This window comes from Nocardiopsis sp. iso_40 (assembly GCF_056173285.1).
Genome location: NZ_CM149666.1, coordinates 4550634 through 4570418 on the forward strand (window position 1 = coordinate 4550634; position 19785 = coordinate 4570418).

Sequence of the window (19785 nt, forward strand, 5' to 3'; positions counted from 1 at the left end):
CGGCGCCCCTGCGGGGTGCCGGGGGCCGCCCCGGGGCCGGGCCCTGTGCCCGGGCCGGGGCGGCCTCCCCGGCCCGGGGCGCCTTCTCCGTCGGGGACCGCGGTTAGCGTGGGGGCTTCGGCAGACCCGCGACCCAGGAGGTCCTGAAATGACCAGTAGGTTCACCGAGCTCGGGATCGACTGCGCCGATCCCGACCGGCTCGCCCGGTTCTGGTGCTCGGCCTTGGACTACGAGGTGCTGGAGCGGGACGAGGAGGACGGGGCCGTCACCATCGGAGCTCCGGCGGGGCAGGGGGCCGAGGCCCCATCGGGCCCGGTGCCGCCGACGTTGACGTTCGCGCGCGTGCCCGAGGGCAAAACCGTCAAGAACAGGCTCCACATCGACCTCAGCCCGGCCGACAGGGGGCAGGACGAAGAGGTGCTCCGTCTGCTGGGCCTGGGCGCCAGCCGCGCAGGCGTCGGCCAGGGCGAGGAGAGCTGGGTCGTGCTCACCGACCCGGAGGGGAACGAGTTCTGCGTCCTCGCGGGCCGCCGACCCTGATCAGGGCCCGCGCCCCGCTTCCAGGGCCGCGGGCCGCGCCGAAGGCGGAACACCGGACCGGACCTGCGGCCGATGCCCCCGGCCGTGGCCTGCCCCGCCCGGATGTGACCATTCTGGCTTTATCGCCTAATACAGGTGAACTCGCCGCAAAACACCAACAGGTGGCGGCAAACCTTTGGACACTCCCGAACAGATACGGATCTTTATCGCCATTCCACCCATAGCCTGAGCGCTCAAACACCCACACCGCCCCCGGCCAGGGGCGCGGACCGGTGTGGGAGCAACGGGGTTCGGCGCCGCGGCGCACAGCGTGCGCGGGGCGGCGCCGAGAACACGGGGGCTCGATGAAGATCGCCTATCTGATCAACGACATGTACGGCATCGGCGGAACCGTGCGCACCGTCGCCAACCAGGCGGCGGCGCTGTCCGCACGGCACGAGGTGGAGATCGTCTCGGTGTTCCGACACCGCGCCGACCCCGTCCTCCCCGTCCCCGCCCAGGTCGGCCTGCGCCCACTCGTCGACATCCGCCAACAGGGCGACCAGGCGACCGGGATCGGCGGACGACCGCTGTACGAGGGGTCGGAGCGGGCCGGGCTCCCGCCACTGCTCTTCCCTCCGGAGGACGGCCGGGGCAGCACCCACAGCCGCCTCACCGACGACCGCCTGGAGGAGTACCTCGCAACCACCGACGCCGACGTGGTCGTCGGCACCCGCCCGGGGCTCAACGTGGTGATCGCGCGGGCCGCGCCCGGCAGGATCGTCAGGGTCGGCCAGGAGCACCTCACCTACGAACAGCACTCCGAGGAACTCCGGCGGGTCATGGCCGCCGAGTACCCGAACCTCGACGCCTTCGTCACCGTCACCGAGGCCGACGCGCGCACCTACGCGGAGCAGATGCCGATGCCGGGGGTGCGGGTGCTGTCCATCCCCAACTCGGTGCCCGCACCGCCCTTCACCGTCAACGGCCACGACACCCGCACGATCGTCTCCGCCGGCAGGCTCGCCCCCAGCAAACGGCACGACCTGCTGGTGCAGGCCTTCTCCATGGTCAGCGAAGAGTTCCCGGACTGGACGCTGCGGATCTACGGTCGGGGAAGCCGACGCGGGCCGCTCGGCAGACTCGTGGGTTCGCTGGGGCTGCAGGACCGGGTGTGGCTGATGGGCCCGCACCCCAGGGTCGAGGAGGTGTGGGCGCAGGGGGCGTTCGCGGCGGTGACCTCCAGCGAGGAACCGTTCGGGATGACCATCGTGGAGGCCATGCGGTCCGGGTTGCCGGTGGTGAGCACCGACTGTCCGCACGGCCCGGCGTCGATCATCCGGGACGGGGAGGACGGGCTGCTCGTCCCCAACCGGTCCGCACCGGGCATCGCCGAGGGGCTGGCCGAACTGATGGGCGACGACCAGCTGCGGCGCCGGATGTCCTCGGCGGCGCTCACCGACTCCGAACGCTTCGACCCGGCCAACGTGGTGCTGTTGCACGAGGAGCTGTTCTCCGAGCTCGCGGGGGTCGGCCCGCCGTCCCCGGCCGCACTGACCGTGCCCGCGCCCCGGCCCGAACCGCCCGCGGCCTGCCGGGTGGAGTCCGGTCCGGACGGGACGTCGGTGCTGTCGTTCGGCCCGGGGACGGGGTCCCCCGGGGCCGCACAGGTTCCCGAGCGGGTGGTGCTGGCCAAACCCGGCAGGCGCGTCGAACTGTTCCCGGACGCCGAGGGCCGCGTGGTGGTGGACGCGTCCCGGGGAACGGAGGCCGCACCAACGACGGACGCCGGGGCGCGTACGCGGGCCGGGGCGGGGGCCGCGACGGTGACGGGTCCCGGCCGGGCGTCCGGGAGGGGCGCGAGGGCCGGGAGGGGCACGGGCCTGGTCACCGGCGAGTGGCAGGTGTTCCGAGTGGACCGGGGTGTGGAGACCCCGGTGCGGGACGTGGAGATCCACCAGCACGGGTACCCGCTGTCGCCCGCCCGCACCAGCGGGCTCTGTCTGGTCGTTCCCGCCCGCTCCGCGAAGGGCCGCCTGGTCCTGCACGTGCGCCGTTCGGCGCACCACGCGGAGATCGAACACGTGGAGATCGCGGACGGGCTGATCACCGTTCAGGGCCGGGTTCTGGGGCAGCAGGGCCCCGACGCCCGGGCCCGCCTGGTGGTGCGGCTTCGCTCCTCTCCCCAGACCCGCCGTGAGTTCCCGTCGGCGGTCGCGGCCGGCGGCGAGTTCACCGCCGTCATCGACCCCGAGCAGGTGGTGCGCGGGCGGGACGGCGACTCCGAGAAGTGGGAGATGCGGGTGCTGCTGTCCGACGGCGGTGAGTGCACGGTGGGCAGGCACCTGTCCGGGGTCGTCGGGTACAAGCAGATCATCGAGTACGCGTCCCAGCAGGTGAGGCCCGCGCGGGGGGTGGGCACCAGGGTGCGCCCGTACTACACGGTCAACGACCGCCTGGGGCTGCTGACCTCCCCGACGGCCCCGACCCTGCCGGTCGACCGGGTGCGGGTCCGCCCGGCTGGCCGCCACGGCGGCCGGCTGCACTTCGAGGTGTCCCTGGGCACCCCGGTCCCCGAGGGGGTGGCCTTCGCGGTGGAGGTCGTGCGGGGCACCGGGGCGGGTCACCGGTATCCGCTCCAGGCCCTGCCCAACCGTGCCGGCCGCGAGGAGGGGCGCCTGGTGGGGATGGTGCCGCTGCTCGACCACATCGACTACCGGGGCCTGTCCGTGCTGCGGACGTCCTGGCAGTTGAGGTTGAAGGCGGGCCCCGCCGGGGCCATGGCGAAACTGGGCGCGAAGGCCGTCCCGGACAGCACGGCCCGCAGGTGGAGCCACGGCGCGTACGTGCGGTCCGCGACCGTCGCACCCATGGGCTCGGGGGATCTGAAGGTGACGGTGGCCGACGTCCACGTGGTGGAGGCCCTGAACCGCCGGATCCACTGAGGGAGCCAGTGGAAGGACGCCGTTCGGCGGGCGGGGCGGGGTGCTCTCCGCGCCCCGCCCGCCGAACGGGACACCCCGGCCCGCCCGGCTCCGAGTGACCCCGGCCCCCGCACCCGGGAACACACCGCTACAGTTCCCCTCATGAGCGGGCACACCACCACACACCGGCTGCGCGCCCTCGCGGCGCCGTTGGTCGCGCTGGTCGTGCTCTGCTTCCTCTGCGCCCTGTGCCATCCCGGCGCCGTCATCCCGGGGGCCGGGAAGGCGGGGACCGCCTCGGTGCAGGGGGCGGAAACGGCGGCTCCGGACCAGAACGCGGACTCCCCCGGCCCCGTCGGGGACCAGGGGTCCGAACACACCTGCCCGGCGCCGGACGAACAGGGACTCCTCACCGCCCACCCCGTGCTCGCGCCGGGCCCCGCGCTTGTTCCGTGCGCCCCCGCCGCCCCGAGGGCCGGCCCTCCGGTGCTGAGTCCGCACCGGGACGCCGCCGCCCCGTACGGCTTCGGGCTGCTCACCCTCCTCTGCGTCCAGCGGGTCTAGAAGCGCCGGTGCACCCCGCCGCCGCGGGGTCCGCCACCGTGCCCGAACCCGCAAACACCGGACCGCTGGGATCACCCGTGAGCAAGAACCTGATCATCACCCTCTGCCTCCTCCTCGTCGCCGCCCTCGGAATCGGCCTGCTCGTCTACCTCGACCGGAGCGGGGAGAGCCCCGCCGCGCAGGACACGGCCGGACCCTCCCCCGGGGAACAGCCCACCGCCCCCGCCGAGGTGCTCGTCCGGGAGGACAGCCGCCACCTCGACCGGGTGGACGGCGCCCGGGTCACCGTGGTGGAGTTCCTCGACTTCGAATGCGAGGCCTGCCGCGCCCAGTTCCCCGTCATGGAACGGGTCCGCGAGGACTACGACGGCCGGATCAACATGGTCATCCGCTACTTCCCGCTCCCCGGACACCTCAACTCCGGGCCCGCCGCGGCGGCCGTCGAGGCCGCCGCCCAACAGGACGCCCTCGAGGACATGTACGCGCGGATGTACGAGACGCAGGGCGAGTGGGGCGAGTCCCGCCGGGACCAGAGCGAGGTGTTCGTGGACTTCGCCGAGGACCTGGGCCTGGACACGGACGAGTTCGTCGAGACGATGGAGTCCGAACAGACCCGGGAGCGGGTCCAGGCCGACTTCGACGACGGACTCGCGCTGGGCGTGCAGGGCACCCCGACCATCTACGTGAACGGCCGTCTCGCGCCGAGCATGCCGAGCTACGAGGTCCTGTCCGCGATGATCGACGCGGAGCTGGAGCGATGAGCGCCCGCACGGCCCAGCGCACCCCGGGCCCGCGCCCCGGCTCGGACGTGCCCGTCATCAGCCGGGCGCTGCCGTGGGTGCTGGTGGTGGGCGGGCTGGTCGGGCTGGTCTCGGCCACCGCGCTGCTGGTGGAGAAGATCCGCTCCCTGGCCGATCCGGACCACGTGCCCGCGTGCAGCTTCAACCCGGTGCTGTCCTGCGGGACGGTGATGTCGACCCCGCAGGCCGAGGCGTTCGGGATCCCGAACCCGGTCGTCGGGGTGGCCTGCTTCGCCGTGGTCACCACCGCGGGGGCGGCGCTGCTCGCCGGCACCGGCCCGGAGCCCGGGTTCCGGCGGTGGTTCTGGCTGGGCCTCCAGGCGGGCTGTGTGTTCGGGGTGGTGTTCGTGCACTGGCTGATCTTCCAGAGCCTGTACCGGATCGGGGCGCTGTGCCCGTACTGCGTGGTGGTGTGGGCGGTGACGATCCCGCTCTTCTGGTACGTCACGCTGCACAACGTCCGGAGCGGGCACCTGCCGACCCCGGCCCTCCTGCGCCGCCCCGCGGGCGTGCTGGCCCGCAACCACACGGTGGTTCTCACGGTGTGGGGGCTGGTGATCGCGGCAGCGGTGGCCCAGGCCTTCTGGAGCTACTGGACGAGCCTGGTGTGAGGGGCGGGCTTTCCGGGTGCTTCCGGCTCCACCTGGGAGAACGGTGACGGGTTGTCCACAGAGGGCGAGCCCGCCCCTGTACCTGGGGAGCGGGGCAGGTTAAGCTGCGCCGGACAGGACTCCGCGCGAGACGGGGTCGTTCGCACACGGACCCGCCGCGCACGGCTCCCCCGCCAACCAGACTGTTCCCCCGTCCCCTCGGGGGTCGACCCCCCCGGACAAGCATGCGACGGACCTCCCCCCATTCGGTACGCGGAAACCAACTCCAGGGGCGCCGCGACGACGGCCAGGCGAACATCCTGCTCCTCTTCGGGATGACCCTGGCCCTGCTCGCGCTCACCGTCCTGTTCGTGCGCGTGGGCGGCGCCAACGACATGCGTTCGCGGGCGCAGACGGCCGCCGACGCCGCCGCGCTGGCCGCGGTGGGCGCCCTCCGGGACCACGCCGCGGCCCAGCTCGCGGACGGTGTCTACCCGATGCCCCGGTTCGACGAGGAGGTCGCGGAGAACCGCGCCGAGAGGTACGCGCGCGACAACGGGGCCGTGGTCACCGACATCCGGGCCAGCGACAACGTCATGGGGCGCTCCGGCAACATCGTGCGGGTGGAGGTCCGCGGCGCACTCTGCCAGAAGGAGCTGGCCGAGGACGCTTCGCGGGACTGGAACGACGTGGTGTGCGACGGCGAGGAGGACGATTCCTCCTCCTTCAGCGGTACCGCCTCGGCGATCGCGATCATCGAACTCTCCTCGGAGTGCGGCCGTGACACGGACGGGCTCTCGTGCGACGACCGGGCCGTGGGCGACGCGGGGCAGGCCTCGGGCATGTTCGACGTGCACCTCGTCGACCAGGAGGGGCAGTACCGGTTCGACCCGAACGCCGTGTTCGGCGGCGGGGCGATCGTGGACTGCGGTTCCCTGGGCGGTCTGAAGCCGCCCATGTGTGCCACGCACAAGGTCCTCAACCAGGAGTTCCCCGGCTTCTACCTCAGCGCGGGCGGTTACCGGGACGAGCAGGACAGCGACCACGGCCACGGCGAGGCCGTGGACTACATGATGGCCGATCTGGGTGCGACCCCGACCCCGGCCATGCACGCGACCGCCATCGAGGTGATCGACTTCCTGATCCAGAACCACCGGGAGCTGGACGTCAAGGGGATCATCTACGACTACCACATCTGGAACCCGCTCAAGGACGGTGTGGGGCCGTGGATGCAGGTCCGGCGGCAGGCCGGCTACAGAGGCAGCCCGACCCAGAACCACGTGGACCACATCCACCTGTCGGTCGGGCCGCCGCCCTTCCGGTGACCGGGGCGGCCGCGGGGCCGCATGGGGCGGTGGGGCCGCTCCGCCACCGCCCCATGCGGCCAGGATGCCCGGGGCCGACCGGGCCCGTCCGGGTTTTCCACAGGTTCTGACGGGGTCTTGTCCGGGGTGCCCCGGAAACCGAACCTGGAGGTATGAAGCCAGAGCACGCGCCCCCTCCCGGCTGTCCCCCGCTCTTCCCGCGGCCTCGCCCCGCCCTCCGCAGCCGTACCCGTCGTCCCGCGGCTCCGACCGGTCCTACCTCACCGCTCACCGGCCCGCCGCCCGACCACGACCTCCTCCTGCGCACACTCCGCCCCGTCCTCGCCCACCTGTCCGCGGAGGCAGTCGCCTTCGGGCGCACCGCCGCCTACGTGTGGGGGGTGGACCTGTACCCGCGGGGCACCGCCGTCACCCGCAACCGGCTGCACGTGGCCGTACCCCCCGGGGTCCCGGGGACCGGCGGAGCCGGGGTCGCCGCGCACCGCGAACGCGTCCCGGAGTCCTCGCGCACGCTGGTGCGGGGGGTGCGGGTGACGTCTCCGGCCCGGACCGCGCTGGACGCGGCGGCGGGCGCCTCCTCCCTGTACACGGCCACCGCCGCGCTGGACCGCTTCCTCTCGCTGCGGCTCACCACCGGCCCGGAACTGCACGACGCCCTGCGGGTCCACCCCAGGCGCGCCCAGAGGCGGCTGGAACGGGCCCTGCGGCTGTCCGACCCGCGCGGCCAGTCCCCCGCGGAGAGTTGGGCCCGGGTCCTGTTGCACCAGGCGGGCCTGCCGCCGGTCCGGCCGCAGTGCCCGGTGCACACCGCCCAGGGCCTGTTCCACGCGGACCTGGGTTGGCCCCCGTACCGGGTCGCGGTGGAGTACGACAGCGCCGAGCACCACTCCGCCCGCCACGAGATGGCCCGTGACCGGCTGCGGTACGCCGCCATGGCGGAGGCGGGATGGCTGGTGGTCCCCATCGGGGTGTACGAACTGTGTGCGCACCCCGCCGGGTTCCTACGCCGGGTGCTGGCCGCGCTGACGGACCGCGGCTGGTCGGCACCGCCCGAGCGGACGGCGGAGATCCGGCGTGCCGTCCGCCGCTTCGAGCACAGGCCGCCACGGCTGGGGTGAGGGGGTGACCCAGCCGCCGCAACGGACGTATGACCCGGTTCGTCACCGTCAGCGGAGATGATGTTCGCCCGGTATCCGAACGGGGCGGTGAGTCACGGCGTCGTACTCCGCGTAAGCGGTACCCCCCGAACCCGAACCGCAGAATCGAGGCGCTGTCAGTGTCGACGTCGATGCCGTCCACCGGGCAGGAGCCGGACGACGAGGGTCCCGGCCGGCCCAACTGGCTGCTGAGTCTGCTCGTGGCCCTGGCCTGCCTGGCCGTGGTCGTCAGCGGATGGAGCGTGGCCCGGCTGACGCTGGGCGGTGCCGGACCCGCGGTGGAGGAGGACGGCCCGCCCCGGCTTTCGCAGACGTCGGCCGCGGAGATCGACCCCCGGGACGCGGAGGCGTTCCTGGAGTCGGCGGCACGGGAACTGCGTGAGGCGCCCTCCTTCCACATCAGTTACACGCAGAGCACGGACGGGGAGGAGACCGGGCGCGGTTGGGCCCGCCACGAACCCGACGCCGACGCCGCGTTCGAACACTTCTTCAGAACGGCCTCGGGGATCCGGGTCCACCGGTACGACCTGCCCGGTACCGGGTTGATGATGACCGCGGACCAGGGCCTTTCCGGGATGACGGTGCTGGACCCGCCCTCGGAGGCGGACCTGCGCCTGTGTTCGGTGGAGTTCGCGCTGGCCACCCTGGACGAGTTGGCGGACTCCGCCGAGGACCTGGAACTGGTGGGAACGGAGGAGCTCACCCTGCCGGCGGGCACGGAGGGGGTCGCGGCCAGCACACACACCGCCCACCGGTACACGGGGACGTTCCCGGCCCCGGTGGGCGGCTACGACCCCGAGACCGGACGCAACACCCTGACCCGGATCGCCGGGGCCGAGTTCGACCTGTGGGTGGACGATGACGGGCATCCGCGAAGACTCAGCTTCACCTCACCGGAGGGGATCGGCGGGACCTACGACTACCACGCCCCGTCCGACTGATCCGGTGGGGCGCCGGCCCGCCCCTCCGGCCGGCGTCGCCCTCGGCCCGGCGCTGTTCCCTCAGTCGGCACCGGCCTCGTTCATGACCAGGTCGGGGACGCTGACGGTGTCGTCGAGCTCGTAGGCGTAGGGCGGGTCGGGCACGCTGCCGCGCAGCTCGGGCTGTTCGGAGTCGACCAGCAGGTTGGCCCGGGTCACCACGTTGCCCGGATCGTCCGGTTCGGTGGACACCGAGACCGGGGTGCCCTCGAAGTAGTTGCCTTCGACCAGCACGTTGGATCCGTGGGCGGACTGGACGCCGTACTCGGGGTTGGCCCGGAAGTAGTTGTTGAACACGTGGACGTGTTCGGCGTTGCGGGCGCGCGGGTGCCGACCGGAGGTGCCGTCGAAGAAGTTGTGGTGCACGGTCACCCGGAGCGCCCCGGGTGCGTCGTCGTCGGCGCCGATGCCGACCGCGGACTCGGCGTCGCTGAAGTGGTTCCAGGAGAGGGTGACGTGGTCGGCCCCGTCGGTCACCGAGACCAGCGCGCCGTCCCGGCCGCCGGAGAACGTGGAGCCGTCCACCCACACGTGGTGGGCACCGCCGCGGACCGCGACCGCGGTGCCGTCGGAGTCCATGCCCAGATTGGCGAGGATGACGTTGCTGGAACCGTCCACGGACAGTCCGCCACCGGTGAGTTCGGCGCCCTCGCCGACCCCGATGAGCGTCTTGTCCGAGGCGATCGGGACGGTGCCGTCGAGGTCGATCTCGCCCTCGACCTCCACCACCAGGGGCTCCTGAGCCGCCAGGTGTTCGGCGAGCTGGTGGGCGTCGGTGGCGGTCACCGTCTCACCCCCGGCTCCTCCGCTCACGCCGGGATGGAGGGCGGGTTCGGCGTCCGCGCCGCCGGTCTCACCCTCGGTTTCCTCCGCTTCCTCACCTTCCTCCGCGTCCGTTTCCTCCTCCGCCTCCGCGGAGGGTTCGGGGTCCGTCACCGCCATGGGCTGGCCCGCCCAGCCGACCGGGGTCCCGAAGGGCCACTCCCCCTCCGGTTGCGGGGGCGGACCGGCCTCGCCGGTCTCCTCCGGGGGCGGGGCGGCGGCGCCGGCCGCCGCCTCGACGGCTTCCGCGTCCTGCTCCGGACCGGAGCAGGAGGACAGGGCGGCACACAACAGGACGGCCAGGCACGCGGCGGCGAGAGGGTGGGGTCGCATCTGGAACTTTCCAACGAACGGGGCGGGGGGCGGTGTCGGGCTCCACCGATTCTGTCAGGCGGGGAGGGAACACCGGCACACCAGTCGCGCGTTCGGGGCCGGGACGCGGGCACGGCGGAGGGCGCCGACCCCCTCGGAAGGGGGCCGACGCCCTCGCTGTCGGAAACGCTCACCGCACCGGGTCAGGGGTGCCGGCGGCTCCGGTCGCACTCACCCGGGGGTGACTACTCCTTGACCCAACCGATGTCCTCGTAGACGTAGTCGGAGGCCACGCCGTACTCACCCCAGTTGCGCAGGTTCTCGTCCATGACCCAGAGGCCGGGACGCTCGAACATGGGGATGGTCAGGACCTCGTCCCAGACCAGGGCGTCGATCTCGTTGGCGAGCTCGGCGTAGCGGTCCGGGTCGGTCTCGGCCTGGAGTTCGCTGAACTTGTCGTTGATCTCCGGCGTGGAGTGGAAGCTGAGGTTGTTGCCCCACTCGGCGTCCTCGCCCTCACCGCTGACCGGGCCGCCGTAGTTGCCCTTGCTGTCACCGGCGTAGGGGTTGGAGCCGACGTAGACGAACGTGGCCAGCTGGTAGTTGCCGGGGATGACGTACTCGGAGAACAGCGCGTTGCCGGGCACCTGCTGGACGTCGACCTCGATGCCGATCTCGGCGAGCATCTCGCGGCCGATGTCGGCCTCGTTCTGGGCCAGGGTGAAGTCGTCGGAGGCCACCCAGGTCAGCGTCAGGGTGTCGCCGTCCTCGTTGGTGCGGAACTCCTCGCCCTCCTCCAGGGTCCACCCGGCCTCGTCGAGGAGCTCGGCGGCGCGCTCGGGGTCGTGCCCGCCGAGCTCACCGCTGTTGTCCTCGAAGCCGTGCTGGGTGGAGCGGAGCAGGCGGTTGACCTGGCCGGTGATCGGCCAGTCGATCGGGCCGAGCGCGGCCTCGGCCAGGGTGTCGGTGTTGAGCCCCAGGGACAGGGCCTCACGGACGCGCACGTCCTCCAGCTCCGGGCTGCCGGCGTTCACCGAGACGAAGCGGTGACCGTGGTTCACGGCGCGGGTGAAGTAGGCGCCGTTGCCCTCGCGCTCCTTGAGCAACTCGTACCCGGCGGCGTCGTAACCGAGGTAGAACCCGTCGATCTCGTCGTTGTCGAACGCGGTCGGCTGGCCGTCGATGGCCATCGCGTCGAAGATGATCCGGTCGAGCTTGGCGGGCTCGCCCCACCAGTCGTCGTCGCGGTTGACGATGATGCGCTGGGTGGTGTCGTCGAACTCCACGTCGCCGAACGGGCCGGCGGTGACCGGGTAGGCCTTTTTGTAGCCCTCCTCGAACTTCTCCTCGTCCTCCATGTACTCCGCCGGGTACAGCGGGGAGAACAGGGAGGGCCACTCGGCGTAGGGCTCGGAGTAGACCAGGGTGAAGGAGTACTCGTCGTCGCCCTCGACGAACTCGTCGACCAGCTCGTAGCCGGTGGTGCCGCCGATCTCGAACTCGCCGTCGCGCTGGCCCGACCAGGTGAGGTACTGGGCCTCGTAGTCGGCCGAGGTGATCGGCTCGCCGTCGGACCACTCGGCGTCCGGGTTCAGTTCGTAGGAGACCTCCAGGCCGTCGTCGCTGACCTGGGCGTCCAGGACGTAGTCGGTGATCACCTCGGGCAGGCCCTCGGCGTCCCAGCGGAACGGACGCGGCATGACGGCACCGGCCACACGGCGCACGTTGGCCATGTTGCCCTGGGTGTGCGCCATGTTGTGCTGCTCGTCGTAGTTGGTGAGGGCCCAGACGAAGTCTCCGCCGTCCTCGAGGTCCTCACGGGGAGCGGAGTTGAGGTCCTGGGCGGGCAGCGCCGCCAGCTCCTCCTGGGCCTGCTCGGGGTCGTTCTCCTCAGCGCCACCGCTGCACGCGGTGGCGACCATCACCAGGGCGGCGACGGGGGCGAGGTAGCGCACCTTCCCGATTCGCATGGGGATCTTCCTCTCAGGGGTGAGATGGCCAGCGCGCGGGGCGGCTCTGGCCGTGCCGTGTCGGGCCGCAGTCAGACGGTCTGCCGTCCCTCCGCGAAGTGGCAGGCAGCTCCCTGGTCGCCACTGTCGGTGGCGAGGATCTGCGGCTCGACCGTCATGCACTGCTCCTGCTCGTGAGCGGAGAGAGTGATGAACTTCTGGCACCTGGTCCGGAACCTGCACCCCGTCGGTGGGTTGGCGGGGCTGGGCAGGTCACCGTCCAAGACAATGTGGGTGCGTGTCCGCTCCTTCTCCGGGTCGGGGATCGGGATGGCGGACAGCAGCGCCTGGGTGTAGGGGTGTGCGGGCCGGGTGTAGATCGACTGCGTGTCGCCGATCTCCACGATGCGGCCGAGGTACATGACCGCGACGCGGTCGGCGATGTGCCGTACCACGGACAGGTCGTGCGCCACGAACAGGTAGGCGAGGCCGAGCCGGGCCTGGAGTTCCTCCAGGAGGTTGACCACACCGGCCTGGATGGACACGTCCAGGGCGGACACGGGTTCGTCCAGCACCAGCAGCTTGGGCTCCAGGGCCAGGGCCCGGGCGATGCCGATGCGCTGGCGCTGGCCGCCGGAGAACTCGGCCGGGAACCGCGTGACGTGCTCGGTGTTGAGGCCGACCAGGTCGATCAGCTCGTACACCCGTCGGCCGACCTCGGCCGCGGACACGCCGTGCGTGCGCAGGGGTTCGGCGATGATGTCGAAGACCGGCATACGCGGGTCGAGCGAACTCATCGGGTCCTGGAACACGATCTGCATGTCCCTGCGCAGGGAGAACCGTGTGGGCCGGTTCAGCCCGGCCACGTTCTGGCCCATGACCTCGACCGTGCCGCGCTGGGGCTTGCTCAGCCCCATGATCTCCATGAGGGTCGAGGACTTGCCGCAGCCGGACTCACCGACCAGGGCGAGGGTCTCCCCCTCCCTGATGTCGAAGTCGACCCCGTCAACGGCGTAGACCGTGCCCACCCGGCGCTTGAAGACGGTGCCCTTGGTGAGCGGGTGGTGCTTGATGAGGTCGGTGACCCGGAGCATCTCCGCGCGGTCCTCGCGGCGCAGGGACGCGCCCTCCGGCTCGGGGATGTCGGGGATCGGGTAGATGTCCCGGGCGGTCCACTCGTTGGCGTCGATCTCACCGGAACGGATGCAGGCCGACCTGTGCGCATCCGTGTCGTGCGCGCCGGCCTGCGCGGTCCGGGACGCCTCGGGGCCGTCCGCGGCGGGCTCCCGGGGTTCGCTCCGGGTCTCCTCCGCGGAGGGCTGCCCGCCGATGGGGAGCAGGTCCGGCTCGGCGAGTTCGCACTCGGGCCGCGCGATGGGGCAGCGCGGGGCGAAGGTGCAGCCGGGGGGCAGGTCGGTCAGCGAGGGCGGGTTGCCCTTGATCGGGACCAGGGCGCCCTGGCGCTCCAGGTCCATCCGGGGTACGGCGCCGAGCAGGCCCATCGTGTAGGGCATGCGGCTGCTGTAGTAGATGTCGTCGACGTCGCCGATCTCCACGGGGCGTCCCGCGTACATCACCAGGACCCGGTCCACGAACCCGGCGACGACGCCGAGGTCGTGGGTGATCATGACGATCGCGGCGCCGGTCTCGCGCTGGGCGGTGCGCAGCAGCTCGAGGATCTGCGCCTGGATGGTGACGTCCAGGGCCGTGGTCGGCTCGTCGCAGATGATGACGTCCGGGCTGTTGGCCATCGCCATGGCGATCATGACGCGCTGGCGCATACCGCCGGAGAACTCGTGCGGGAAGGAACGGTAGCGGTCCGCGGGGTTGGGGATGCCGACGAGGTCGAGGAGTTCGACCGCGCGGGCGTGCGCCTTGGCCTTGCCCGCCTTGGGGTCGTGCACCAGGACCGCCTCGGCGAGCTGGTCGCCGACGGTGTACACGGGGGTGAGCCCGGACAGCGGGTCCTGGAAGACCATGGAGATGACCTTGCCGCGCTTCTTGGCCATGGCGCGGTCGTCCAGGCCGAGGATCTCCTCGCCGTGCAGGCGTACGGAGCCGGTGATCTCGGCGTGTTCGGGCAGCAGGCCCATCGCGGCCATCGAGGAGACCGACTTGCCGGAGCCGGACTCGCCGACGATGCCCAGGACCTCGCCCCGGCGGACCGCGTAGCTGACGCCGCGCACGGCGCGCACATCGAGGTTGCCGTTCAGGCCGGGGAAGGTGACGTTGAGGTCGTTGACCTCCAGGACGGGGGCGTTGTCCGCGCGTTCGTCGGGCGCGGTGCCGGTGGTCGTCACGGTGTCAGTGCTCATGTGTGTCTCCCCCTAGGACCGGCGCGACTTGGACGACGGGTCGAGGGCGTCGCGCAGCCCGTCCCCGATCATGTTCACGGCCAGCACCATCACGACCAGCAGCAGCGCGGGGAACGCGAACATCCACCAGGCGGTGGTGGCGAACCGCGAGCCGGCGGCGATCACGACGCCGAGGCTGACGTCGGGCGCCTGGACGCCCAGGCCGAAGTAGCTGAGCGCGGTCTCCCCGATGATCGCGGCGCTGACCATGATGGTGGCGTCCGCGATGAGCAGGGAGGACATGTTCGGCAGGATGTGGCGCAGGATGATCTTGTGCGGGGGGACGCCCATGAACCGGGCGGCGTGGATGTACTCGCGTTCGCGGAGGGAGATCGTCAGTCCGCGGATCATCTTGGACGTGACCATCCAGCTGAACACGGCCAGCAGGAGGACCAGCACGAACCAGCCGCCGTCACCGGAGAAGTGGGTGGACAGGATGGCCAGGATGACGAAGTTGGGCAGGACCAGGGCCAGGTCGGCCACCCACATCAGGCCCTTGTCGAGGAGGCCGCCGAAGTACCCGGCGAAGGAGCCGACGACGGCCGCGACGCCGGTGGTCAGGACGGCGACGAGCAGACCGATCATCAGCGACTTGCGCAGGCCCGCGGTGGTCTGCGTGAAGATGTCCTGACCGGTGCTGTTGGTGCCCATCCAGTGGTCGGCGGACGGGCCGCCGAGGATGTCGGTGAAGTCGCGCTCGCCGACCCCCCAACCGCTGACCAGCGGGCCGAGGAAGGCGAACAGCGCGAGGAGGGCGAGCAGGACGAGGCCGACGATGACGCGCCGGGTCCCGAGGAGTTGGCGGCCCAGGTCCTTGAGCCGGTTGGGAGCCGGGGGCGCGGTCGGCGCCTTCGTGGGCTCCGCACTCTCTTGGATCGTGCTCATGACGTGGTCTCCAGCAGGGGCGCCGCTGCGATGCGGGACGGAACGTGGCGGGTGGGTGTGCGGGGAGTCTGTGTCACGGTCACACCCGCACCCTCGGGTCGAGCCAGGCGTAGAGGATGTCCGACAGGAAGGACGCCGCCATGATGGTGATCGCCATGAACCAGGAGACGGCGGCGACGACGTGCACGTCCTGGCTGAAGATCGAGTCGATCATCCATGCGCCCATGCCGTGCCAGCCGTAGATCTTCTCGGTGAAGGTGGCCCCGGACACCAGTGCGCCGAAGGTGAAGGTGAAGTAGGTGATGGTCGGGATCAGGGCCGTGCGCAGCGCGTGCTTGAACAGGGCCGCTCTGCGGGTGAGCCCCTTGGCCATCGCCGTGCGCACGAAGTCGGCGCCCAACACGTCCAGCATCATGTTCCGCTGGTACCGGGCGAACGCGGCGAACAGTGCGACGGCCAGGACGAAGGTGGGCAGGATCGCGTGGTGGACGCGGTTGAGGAACAACTCCCATGCGCTGCCCTGGAAACCCGCCGAGTACTCACCCGAGTAGGTCAGCAGCTGGAACCCGAGGAGGTCGTTGACGGCGTTCGCGCCGACCTGCACGGAGAGCGCGATCACGACCGTGGGTACCGACAGCACGAAGAACGACGCGGCGGTGGCCGCCTTGTCGAAACCCCGGTACTGGCGTACGGCGGCGTAGGCGCCGATGATGATGCCGATGGCGCTGCCGAGCACGGTGGCGACGGTGATGAGCCGCAGCGTGACCCCGGCCTTCATCCACATCTGGGCGGTGACGTCGCCGCCCTGGATGGTCTGCCCGAAGTCGCCGGTGAGGACACCGCTGATCCAGGTGACGTAACGCTGCGCGATAGGCGTCTGGTCGTTGAGGTTGAGCGCGTCCAGTTGGGAGTTGACCGCCTCGGGGGACGGGGGTGGCTGCATCTGCTCGAAGTATCCGCGTGGATACAGGTTGGTGGCCGCGAGCAGGTAGGCGAAACTCGTCGCGAGAAAGATCAACACGACGTAGTTCAACAGCCGCCTGGCCAGGAACTTGCCCAAAACTATCTCCGAACCTCACAGCCGAGCCCGGCGCTGGCATCTGTTGTGATTCGTCCGCACGGGGAGTGGCCTCGGGCGGGCAGGGGGCGCACGCCCCGGTCGGTTAGCCCGGGTAAGCGTTCGCGCTCCGCCAACACCACGAGGATCACTCTCAGTGACTGCCGAAACACACTGACTTCCGATTCACGTTCAGTGACCGGAATGTCAAGAGTCTGGGGGATCGCTAGACACTTGACGGTAACTGACGCATCAAGAAAGGACAACGGTGGCAATTTGGACAGCAAGTTTCCGCTTAATTGTCAAGCTTTACACTCATGGCTACCACATCGGCACTTTGAGTCACAAGATGCCACCTGGCCTGCAAAAACAGAGACTCCGGACCCTCATTGCGTAAACGTCGTTTACAAAACTCGACGCTCCCCCTCGAATCCGACCCCCATTCGTAACGGTTCGCAATCCGAGGGAAACAATCACGTCTCCGCCACGGCCGCGACCACCGAGAACACCTCCCGGAGCATTACGCCGGGTCACAGGCGGGGGCGGGTCCCACCCCCCGGCCCCCGACGCACTCATCACCTTGGGTGAGCGGTGTTAACCACCGCTAACGACAGCAGCTGGCGCCGGCTTACGAACCTGGCCGCCTGAACCCCTCTCCACCTGCGAGGACACCAGTGACGTGGCCGACACCGAGGGGCGTCGCCGGGGCAGCAGCGGGGCCGGCGAACGGGCCCGGGCCGCGCCCCACCACGTCCCCGCCGAGCGGGCCGCGTCACCGGCCGCGGACATCCCCGTCCACGCGAGCGGGCCCACCAGGGCGGTGCCGTGGTGGCGCCGCCAGGACACCAGGTGCGGGACCGTCAACACGGCGCCCGCGGCCAGCGCCCAGCGTCCCGGCACCCGCACGCCACCGGACCGGCCCACCCGGGACACGGCCCCGCCCACGGCCACCGCGGCCAGCACCGGCCACCAGACCGTGCGCGCCGCACGCGCCCCGGTCCGCGCCGTGTGCACCAGGTCGGCGACGACGGGACGCACCGTGTCCGCCAACGGGACAGCGGCTCCGCTCGTCATCGCCCGGGCCGTCATCGCACCCCCGACCGCGCACACCGCCAGACCCGCCGCGGGCCGCCCGGCCAGCACCAGCCCCAGGCCGAGCGCGCCCGGCAGGGACAACTCGGGGCCGACCGCGCGCCGCCCGCGGCGACGGGCCAGCGGCCCGGCCGCGGCCCCGGACTCGAAGCGCACGCGCAGGTAGGAGCCGAGACCGGTCGGCATCGGGACCCGCACCTTCGAACGCGGTTCGTACCGGACCGACCAACCCTCCTCGGCCAGGCGCCACAACATCTCCGTCTCCGCGCCCGCGCCCAGGGAGGGGTCGAGGTCGGCGGCGCCCCGGCGCACCAGGAGCGCGCGGACCGGGGCCAGCGGGTCGGCCGAGGCGTGTTCGTTGGGCGGGGCGGGGTGGCCGAGGCCGCGGCGGGCCTGGCCCCAGGGCAGGACCGGCGCGGGGTCAGCGCCCCGGTCCACCGCCTGGGCGTGCAGTGCGGCGACGGCCATCGCGCCGTGCCCGCAGCGCTGTCGCACCGGAAGGACCCGGGGCAGCACGGCGGCGACACCGGGGTCGGCGAAGTGGCCCAGCGCGACGTCGAGCCAACCCGGCTCCGGTTCGGCTCCGGTCTCCAGCAGGGCGACGATCCCGGCGTCGCAGGCTCCGAGCGCCGCCGCACGGGCTCCGGCCCCGCCGGTCGGCCCTTCCACCACCCGCAGGCCGCGCCGTCGTGCCGCCCTGGCGGTCTCGCCGGTGGCACCGACCACGAGCGGGCGCAGGTCCGGGTGCTGCCGTCCGATCCGGTCCAGGGCGCGTTCCAGTTCGGCGGGTTCGGCCCGGCCGGTGAGAGCGAGCTGCACGTCCTCGCCCGGGGGTAGCGGCGCGGGGCGCGGGTGGGCGAGCCCGGCCCGGACCAGCAGGCGCGCGAGTCGGCGCTCACCAGCGTGGCCGGGATCGGCTCCGCTGAGCCAGCGGATGACGGCACTGACGCCTTCAGGGGGCAGGCGAAGGGCCCGGGGAGGAGAACCGCCGACGAGGACGTGACCCTCGTCGGTGAGCCGGACGGCGCGGTCGATCTCCACGCCGAGGCCCACGGGCAGGGGATCGGGGGTGGGCGAGGCCATGCCACATACCTTGTCGGGAGACACAGGCCACGCGCAAGACCGAACAAAGCAGCAAAATTCAGATGACCTTCACCAAATCGTTATTTACCCCCGGAGGGCCCCAGGGGCACGCATCCCCGCCGATATCCGTCTCCTGTCAGCCTTCCCGGTCTTACGGATACCCCCTTTACCCAGCTCAGGCAGGGTTACCCTGTGCGAACCAGGTCGGCCGGGTCGCAGGGAGGCACGGAGCGTATGCTGAGCGCAAGTAGGCCCTTCAGTGTCGTAGGGCATGCCCCACACCAGACATGACCATCCTCCACGGGCCGCCCCCGGGCCCCAACACCGCCCAGTGTGAAGCCCAGCGGCTTCTCCCCCACCGTGTGCCGCCACCCTCGTACCGCGCCCCCAGCGATACCGAGCCGTGTCCCTCCCTGCCCCAGGGGGCTTCGCCCCGTGTGTCCACACCGCGCCGTGACCCGTACCGGGCATGGACGCCTCGAGGGCCAGGCGCCAGTTCAGCCCTGCCCTCGAACACACATCCCCTGGGAGTGAACCCACATGTGTGAGACCGCAGCCCCCCGTTCCGCGCCCTCGGACCCGCTCCAGACCCAGCTCCAGACGATCTCGGCCCCCCTCCACCGTCCCCAACGCCCGGCGAGTTCCATGGAAGAGTCCAGTAGCACCTCGTACCGAACCAGCACGGACCCCCGGTCGTCGCGCAGGCGTTTTCCCGGCCTGCCCAGCCAGATCGCCTATGCGCGCAGATTCGTCGCCCGACAGTTGGCGGACTCACCGGAGCTCACCACCGCGACGCTGTTGACCAGCGAACTCGCCACCAACGCCATCACCCACAGCGACTCGGGCCGTGCCACCGGAAAGTTCGAGGTGTGTGTGCACCGCGCACCCGGGTGGGCGCGGGTGGAGGTCCGGGACCTGGGCAGCACGACAGAGGCGCCCCGGCCACAGCACCGGGACCCCTATGACACGGCCGAACACGGCCGTGGCCTGGATCTGGTCGAGGCGCTGGCCGGCAAGTGGGGCGCCGAACCGCGCCGGGACGGCCGCGGCCGCCAGGTGTGGTTCGAACTCGTGTGGGACGGCGACGGGCCGGACGGGGACGACAGGACCGGTTGAGGGCCACACCGGCTCCGGAGCGGAACAGCCCTCCGGGCTCGCGTCCGTACGTCGCCGTGCCGGGACGCGCCACGGCCGTTACTCCTCGGACGCGGGCGCGGCGGGGGCGGCGTCCTCTGTGGCGGGCAGCCGGTAGCGCTCGTAGAGCTGGCGTGCGTAGTCCTTGGCCTCCTGGGACGGCTCGTCACCGAGCTCGTCACGAACGAGGTCTTCCAGGCTCTTCTTCGAATCATCCATGTGAGGCAGCCTGCCTGG

At 71.5% G+C, this 19785-nt stretch carries 16 protein-coding genes; 9 read left to right on the forward strand and 7 right to left on the reverse strand.

The genetic code is table 11. The features are described from left to right. The first annotated feature begins 148 nt into the window (after positions 1–148). The 8 genes from AC0VYD_RS19725 to AC0VYD_RS19760 all read left to right on the forward strand — a co-directional run bounded on the left by AC0VYD_RS19725 (position 149) and on the right by AC0VYD_RS19760 (position 8821). Positions 149–541: a VOC family protein gene (locus AC0VYD_RS19725; RefSeq protein WP_475476948.1), complete on the forward strand. Its 393-nt coding sequence runs from the start codon at positions 149–151 to the stop codon at positions 539–541. Between the two features lie 344 nt (positions 542–885). Then, complete coding sequence (locus AC0VYD_RS19730; RefSeq protein WP_475476949.1) at positions 886–3465, forward strand: glycosyltransferase family 4 protein; 2580 nt, start codon at positions 886–888, stop codon at positions 3463–3465. A gap of 141 nt (positions 3466–3606) precedes the next feature. Next, on the forward strand, positions 3607–4008 hold the full coding sequence (locus tag AC0VYD_RS19735; RefSeq protein WP_475476950.1) for a hypothetical protein: 402 nt from the start codon (positions 3607–3609) through the stop codon (positions 4006–4008). Between the two features lie 77 nt (positions 4009–4085). After that, entirely contained in the window at positions 4086–4769 is a 684-nt protein-coding gene (locus AC0VYD_RS19740; RefSeq protein ID WP_475476951.1) for a DsbA family protein, read from the forward strand. After that, positions 4766–5419 (forward strand): vitamin K epoxide reductase family protein, encoded by a 654-nt coding sequence (locus AC0VYD_RS19745; RefSeq protein WP_475476952.1) that lies wholly within the window; start codon positions 4766–4768, stop codon positions 5417–5419. Before AC0VYD_RS19740 ends, AC0VYD_RS19745 begins: the two co-directional genes overlap by 4 nt. 224 nt (positions 5420–5643) lie before the next feature. After that, positions 5644–6723: a VldE C-terminal domain-containing protein gene (locus tag AC0VYD_RS19750; protein ID WP_475476953.1), complete on the forward strand. Its 1080-nt coding sequence runs from the start codon at positions 5644–5646 to the stop codon at positions 6721–6723. A gap of 152 nt (positions 6724–6875) precedes the next feature. Beyond that, on the forward strand, positions 6876–7841 hold the full coding sequence (locus tag AC0VYD_RS19755; protein ID WP_475476954.1) for a hypothetical protein: 966 nt from the start codon (positions 6876–6878) through the stop codon (positions 7839–7841). A 158-nt stretch (positions 7842–7999) separates the two neighbouring features. Next, on the forward strand, positions 8000–8821 hold the full coding sequence (locus tag AC0VYD_RS19760; protein WP_475476955.1) for a hypothetical protein: 822 nt from the start codon (positions 8000–8002) through the stop codon (positions 8819–8821). A gap of 60 nt (positions 8822–8881) precedes the next feature. Here the strand turns inward: AC0VYD_RS19760 and AC0VYD_RS19765 are convergent, their stop codons facing one another. The 6 genes from AC0VYD_RS19765 to AC0VYD_RS19790 form a co-directional block, all read right to left on the reverse strand. Continuing rightward, positions 8882–10015: a pectate lyase family protein gene (locus AC0VYD_RS19765; protein ID WP_475476956.1), complete on the reverse strand. Its 1134-nt coding sequence runs from the start codon at positions 10013–10015 to the stop codon at positions 8882–8884. Between the two features lie 224 nt (positions 10016–10239). Beyond that, positions 10240–11964 (reverse strand): ABC transporter family substrate-binding protein, encoded by a 1725-nt coding sequence (locus tag AC0VYD_RS19770; protein WP_475476957.1) that lies wholly within the window; start codon positions 11962–11964, stop codon positions 10240–10242. Positions 11965–12035: 71 nt separating this feature from the next. Further along, entirely contained in the window at positions 12036–14258 is a 2223-nt protein-coding gene (locus tag AC0VYD_RS19775; RefSeq protein ID WP_475476958.1) for an ABC transporter ATP-binding protein, read from the reverse strand. A gap of 12 nt (positions 14259–14270) precedes the next feature. Further along, positions 14271–15182 carry an ABC transporter permease subunit gene (locus tag AC0VYD_RS19780; RefSeq protein ID WP_473038502.1) on the reverse strand — a complete coding sequence of 304 codons (912 nt, stop codon included), beginning with the start codon at positions 15180–15182 and terminating at the stop codon, positions 14271–14273. A 79-nt stretch (positions 15183–15261) separates the two neighbouring features. After that, positions 15262–16242 (reverse strand): ABC transporter permease, encoded by a 981-nt coding sequence (locus AC0VYD_RS19785; RefSeq protein ID WP_475476959.1) that lies wholly within the window; start codon positions 16240–16242, stop codon positions 15262–15264. A gap of 591 nt (positions 16243–16833) precedes the next feature. Beyond that, positions 16834–18414, reverse strand: a complete 1581-nt coding sequence (locus AC0VYD_RS19790; RefSeq protein ID WP_475476960.1) for a family 2 glycosyl transferase — start codon at positions 18412–18414, stop codon at positions 16834–16836. A gap of 645 nt (positions 18415–19059) precedes the next feature. Between AC0VYD_RS19790 and AC0VYD_RS19795 the strand changes: the two genes are divergently transcribed. Beyond that, on the forward strand, positions 19060–19530 hold the full coding sequence (locus AC0VYD_RS19795) for an ATP-binding protein (RefSeq protein WP_475476961.1): 471 nt from the start codon (positions 19060–19062) through the stop codon (positions 19528–19530). A 78-nt stretch (positions 19531–19608) separates the two neighbouring features. Here AC0VYD_RS19795 and AC0VYD_RS19800 read toward each other — a convergent pair whose 3' ends face one another. Beyond that, positions 19609–19767 (reverse strand): hypothetical protein, encoded by a 159-nt coding sequence (locus AC0VYD_RS19800; protein ID WP_191274995.1) that lies wholly within the window; start codon positions 19765–19767, stop codon positions 19609–19611. Positions 19768–19785 lie beyond the last annotated feature (18 nt).

What these genes read in the sequence shown, in the direction of transcription:
- AC0VYD_RS19775 (WP_475476958.1), bottom strand. Translation starts at nt 14,258, where the DNA reads ATGAGCACTGACACCGTGACGACCACCGGCACCGCGCCCGACGAACGC.
- AC0VYD_RS19755 (WP_475476954.1), top strand. Translation starts at nt 6,876, where the DNA reads ATGAAGCCAGAGCACGCGCCCCCTCCCGGCTGTCCCCCGCTCTTCCCG.
- AC0VYD_RS19770 (WP_475476957.1), bottom strand. Translation starts at nt 11,964, where the DNA reads ATGCGAATCGGGAAGGTGCGCTACCTCGCCCCCGTCGCCGCCCTGGTG.
- AC0VYD_RS19730 (WP_475476949.1), top strand. Translation starts at nt 886, where the DNA reads ATGAAGATCGCCTATCTGATCAACGACATGTACGGCATCGGCGGAACC.
- AC0VYD_RS19765 (WP_475476956.1), bottom strand. Translation starts at nt 10,015, where the DNA reads ATGCGACCCCACCCTCTCGCCGCCGCGTGCCTGGCCGTCCTGTTGTGT.
- AC0VYD_RS19750 (WP_475476953.1), top strand. Translation starts at nt 5,644, where the DNA reads ATGCGACGGACCTCCCCCCATTCGGTACGCGGAAACCAACTCCAGGGG.
- AC0VYD_RS19780 (WP_473038502.1), bottom strand. Translation starts at nt 15,182, where the DNA reads ATGAGCACGATCCAAGAGAGTGCGGAGCCCACGAAGGCGCCGACCGCG.
- AC0VYD_RS19735 (WP_475476950.1), top strand. Translation starts at nt 3,607, where the DNA reads ATGAGCGGGCACACCACCACACACCGGCTGCGCGCCCTCGCGGCGCCG.
- AC0VYD_RS19800 (WP_191274995.1), bottom strand. Translation starts at nt 19,767, where the DNA reads ATGGATGATTCGAAGAAGAGCCTGGAAGACCTCGTTCGTGACGAGCTC.
- AC0VYD_RS19745 (WP_475476952.1), top strand. Translation starts at nt 4,766, where the DNA reads ATGAGCGCCCGCACGGCCCAGCGCACCCCGGGCCCGCGCCCCGGCTCG.
- AC0VYD_RS19725 (WP_475476948.1), top strand. Translation starts at nt 149, where the DNA reads ATGACCAGTAGGTTCACCGAGCTCGGGATCGACTGCGCCGATCCCGAC.
- AC0VYD_RS19795 (WP_475476961.1), top strand. Translation starts at nt 19,060, where the DNA reads ATGGAAGAGTCCAGTAGCACCTCGTACCGAACCAGCACGGACCCCCGG.
- AC0VYD_RS19790 (WP_475476960.1), bottom strand. Translation starts at nt 18,414, where the DNA reads ATGGCCTCGCCCACCCCCGATCCCCTGCCCGTGGGCCTCGGCGTGGAG.